Annotated in this window: 4 protein-coding genes; all 4 read right to left on the bottom strand. The window is 55.4% G+C overall.

Annotated features, from left to right (window positions below):
* Window positions 1-93 precede the first annotated feature (93 nt).
* Window positions 94-1,170: a branched-chain amino acid aminotransferase gene (locus ACI3UA_RS02035; RefSeq protein WP_439723170.1), complete on the bottom strand. Its 1,077-nt coding sequence runs from the start codon at window positions 1,168-1,170 to the stop codon at window positions 94-96.
* 118 nt (window positions 1,171-1,288) lie between these two features.
* Window positions 1,289-2,839 (bottom strand): NAD(P)H-hydrate dehydratase, encoded by a 1,551-nt coding sequence (locus ACI3UA_RS02030; RefSeq protein ID WP_439723171.1) that lies wholly within the window; start codon window positions 2,837-2,839, stop codon window positions 1,289-1,291.
* A 128-nt stretch (window positions 2,840-2,967) separates the two neighbouring features.
* A complete protein-coding gene (gene acpS, locus ACI3UA_RS02025; protein ID WP_439723169.1) occupies window positions 2,968-3,339 on the bottom strand; it encodes a holo-ACP synthase in 372 nt (123 codons plus the stop codon).
* A gap of 269 nt (window positions 3,340-3,608) precedes the next feature.
* On the bottom strand, window positions 3,609-3,983 hold a 375-nt coding region (locus tag ACI3UA_RS02020; protein WP_439723168.1), incomplete at its 5' end, for an OmpA/MotB family protein.

The following is a 3,983-nucleotide window of genomic DNA, read 5'->3' as shown; positions in this document are numbered from 1 at the left end:
CAAAAAAGCAGCCAAAAGGCGGAACCAAACCGCTTTCTGACTGCTTCTTTTATTTTCTATATACCTGTAAGGCCTGAACTGCCCGATGCGCTATCAATACTCACCGGCCACATCAATAAAGCCATATACATCCTCTGCCTTGCCGGTATGCAGGTCATCAATGTAATCATACAGCTTCTGGGAGAACTCGCCAATCTTGCCGCCGCTGATTACCCTGTCCTGACCCTTGTAGCCAAGCACGCTGACAGGAGAAATAACAGCCGCCGTGCCGGAGCCGAATACCTCCTCCAGCTTGCCGTTCTCATAGGCCTCAATCAGCTCATCAATGGAAATTTTGCGTTCCTCGGTAGGAATTCCCCACTCCTTGCAGACCTGCAGCACGGTACGGCGGGTAATGCCGTCCAGAATGGTGCCGTCCAGCTCCGGGGTTACAACCTTGCCATCAATCTTGAACAGGATGTTCATGGAGCCAACCTCGCCCACATACTTATGCTCAATGCCATCCATCCACAGGGTCTGGTCGTAGCCCTTCTCATGGGCAACGAGGCCGCCGTGGAGGGAAGCCGCATAGTTGGCCGGGGTCTTGGCTGCGCCCAGTCCGCCCTTCGGGGCACGCACATAGGTATCCTCCACCATAATCTTTACCGGCGCAAAGCCGTGGGCATAGTAAGCACCTACAGGGGACAGGATAATCATCAGCTTGTAATACTGACCTACGCTTACGCCCAGATAAGGATCAGTGGAGAAAATAAACGGACGGATGTAGAGGCTCTGGCCAGGGCCGTCAGGAATCCAGTCCTTCTCAATATCAATCAGCCGCATGAGGGCATCATAGACCAGCTTCTCATCCACAGCAGGAATATCCAGAATCTTCGCAGAACGGTTCAGGCGGGCAACGTGGTCCTTGGCACGGAACACGACAGCCTTGCCGCCCTCATAGCGATACGCCTTGCAGCCCTCAAAGATGGCCTGCCCATAGTGCAGGGTGGCATTGGCAGGGCTCAGGGAAACCTCCTGATAAGGCACGATGCGCGGGTCATGCCAGCCTTCCTCCGGATTGTAATCCATCTCAAACATATAATCAGTAAAGACGCGGCCAAAACCAACCTTGCTGATATCAGCCGGTTTCTCTTTTAAGCTCTCCGCCTGTACAAAACGAATATCCGCCATACAAATACATCTCCTAACAATTCATCTGATAATTTTGTAACTGTGTAATGTATACATTTTAGGACTTTTCCACTCATAAATCAAGTACCTGGGAAAGAAATATTATGGCACGCGCCATTTATTCGCAGGATATAAGCTCCTGCATGACATCAGGCAGCCTGTCCGCAATATCCCCCGCTATGAGGCAGTTTCCCTTTGCCTCATGGGCCATATCCCCGGCCCTGCCGTGAATATACACACCGGCCGGAGCCTGACGTCCGGCTTCCGCCTGCCTGCACAGGCCTGCAATGGTTCCCGCCAGCACATCGCCACAGCCGGCCGTTGCCATACCTGCATTGCCGCCATTGGAAACATATGCCATGCCATCAGGATAGATAATCACCGTCGTCTCACTCTTGATGACAAAAATCGTATTGTATTCCTTTGCGGCCTCCCGGCCAAAATCCAGCAAATCCTCTTTCAGCTCAGGCACCGTAATCCCCAGAAGGCACGCCATTTCCCCCAGGTGCGGTGTCAGCACCGGCACATGGCGGCACTTTGCCAAAAGCTCTCCCCGCTCCCGAAAAGCGTAGATGCCATCCGCATCCAGCACCACCTGAACATCCGTACCAGCCACAAAAGCTCGCACAAAGGCCTGTGTTTCCTCTGCCCGTCCCAGCCCCGGCCCCAGCAGCACCAGGTCATAGCCGGAGGCAGCTGACAACAGCTCTTCCGCGTTGTCCATAGAAAAACAGCCACGGCCCTTGTCCTCCACTGGCAGGGTCATGACCTCTGTCAGCTTCGCCTCATAGATGGCGTTCAGGCTTTCAGGACACGCCAGCGTCACAACCCCCGCACCAATCCTGAGAGCCGCCCCGGAAGCAAGCACCGCCGCCCCGGTCATGCCGCGGGAGCCTGCAATCACCAGTATCCTGCCGCAGCTCCCCTTGTGGCAGTCCACAGGCCGCGGCAAAAGCCACTCCTTCACACTCTCCGGCCTCAGCAGCTCCTGACGTATCTTGGGGTCCTCCAGAAGCCCGCGGGGAATCCCTATCCCGTCACTCAACAGCTTGCCGCAGTACACGGAGCCGGGAGCAAACATCAGCCCCCATTTCGGTGTCCCCAGTGTCACGGTCATGGACGCGGCCACCGCCACATCCTCCACCTGCCCGTTATCCGCCTCTACGCCGCTTGGCACATCAATGGACAGCACCTTCAGGCCTGCCTTGTTCACCGCCTCAATCAGACGCCTGGCCTCCGGCCGCAGCTGGCCGTGAAAGCCTGTCCCCAAAAGTCCGTCCACCACGGCATCAGCAGTCTTGAGCACCACCAGCAGCTTGTCCCAGTCACGCTCTTCGGACAGGTTGAACACCTCTACCCCCATGTTGCAGATAACATTAAAGTTCACCGCCGCCGAAGCCGTCATTTTTTCCGTCCTGCCCAGCACAAACACCTTGGGCCTGCCACCGGCATTGGCGATATGCCGCGCCGCCGCAAAGGCGTCACCGCCGTTGTTGCCGGTACCGGCAAGCACGCAGATTTTGCGCCCCATTACGCCGTCAACCAGGGTATCAAGAGCCAGGAAAACCTCCCTGGCCGCATTTTCCATCAGCACGACCTCCGGAATGCCTATCTCCTGAATGGCACGCCTGTCAATATTCCTCATTTCCTCTACCGTTGTCAGCTTCATCACCAGTCAGCCCCCTGCCCCAAATCTCAAAACTTCAAAACCATAAAATCTCAAAATCCAAAAACACAGAATCGCCAGATAAGCAAATAAATGAATGGACAAATCTCGCGGCATCGCCGCCGAAAAACTCAGCTCTCCAGAACGCATTGAGCCGTGGCGTACTCCCTGGCATGGCTGATGCTCAGCCATATCTTTTTTACCCCCATGCCTTCTGCCCGCTCACCAAATGCACCATACAGCTTCACCTTCGGACAGCCCAGCTCATCATTGACAACCTCAATGTCAGCCATCCTGCCCTCCCTGAGCCCCGTGCCAAAGGCTTTCAGCACGGCCTCCTTGGCCGCAAAGCGCCCGGCAAAGGACTCTGCCATGCCGGCGCCGCGGCTTCTGCAGTAGGCTGCCTCGGCCTCCGTAAACACCCTTGTTACGAATGCCTCCTTCGCCACAGCCTTCCTTACCCTGCCAACCTCAACAATATCCGTACCTATACCGAGAATCATATTACTCCTTCTAGTGTTTTTTGTCACATTAGCACACCTGACTACACGAAACTAGATGGGGGCAGCATGTGCCATCAGAAAACCTTTGTTGCGCCTCGGTGCTTAACGATTTGCAAGCCGCGAGGCGCAGCAAGAGTTTAGCATCCGCTAGGCACAACTAAGAGCGAGAGCGTGTTTCTGATGGTACTGCTGCCCCCATCCAGGTACAGTCTAAACAAACTACACGAACCTGTTCTAAAAAAAGAACCCCTGGCAGGGGTTCTTCAATTCTATCTTGCCACCTGATACTCAGACTTATCTACATGCACAGAACGCTCAATCAGCACCTCGACACGACGGTTCTGAGCCCTGCCTTCCTCCGTGGCATTATCCGCAATCGGACGGTACTCGCTCCTGCCCATGGCACTGAACCGCGCCGGATTCATGCGCCCATCCTGGGCAATGATATACTTCATGAAATTGATGGCACGGGCCGAGCTAAGCTCCCAGTTGGATGGATAGGCACTGCTGGTAATCGGCACGTTATCCGTATGCCCCGTCACCAGAATCCTCTGTGGGATAGGCGCTACCAGCGCCGCAATCACCGGGCCAATCTGCTGCACACCGGCAGTCAGCTCCGCAGAGCCGGAAGGGAACAGGGCATT

It is taken from the genome of Anaerovibrio sp., from assembly GCF_051866355.1.
Lineage (GTDB): Bacteria > Bacillota > Negativicutes > Selenomonadales > Selenomonadaceae > Anaerovibrio.
The sequence above is the reverse complement of the archived record's forward strand: the minus strand, read 5'-3'. Positions and strand labels throughout refer to the sequence as shown.

Excerpts from the sequence above, each read along its gene's own strand:
- ACI3UA_RS02030 (WP_439723171.1), bottom strand. The coding sequence starts at position 2,839 with ATGAAGCTGACAACGGTAGAGGAAATGAGGAATATTGACAGGCGTGCC.
- acpS (WP_439723169.1), bottom strand. The coding sequence starts at position 3,339 with ATGATTCTCGGTATAGGTACGGATATTGTTGAGGTTGGCAGGGTAAGG.
- ACI3UA_RS02035 (WP_439723170.1), bottom strand. The coding sequence starts at position 1,170 with ATGGCGGATATTCGTTTTGTACAGGCGGAGAGCTTAAAAGAGAAACCG.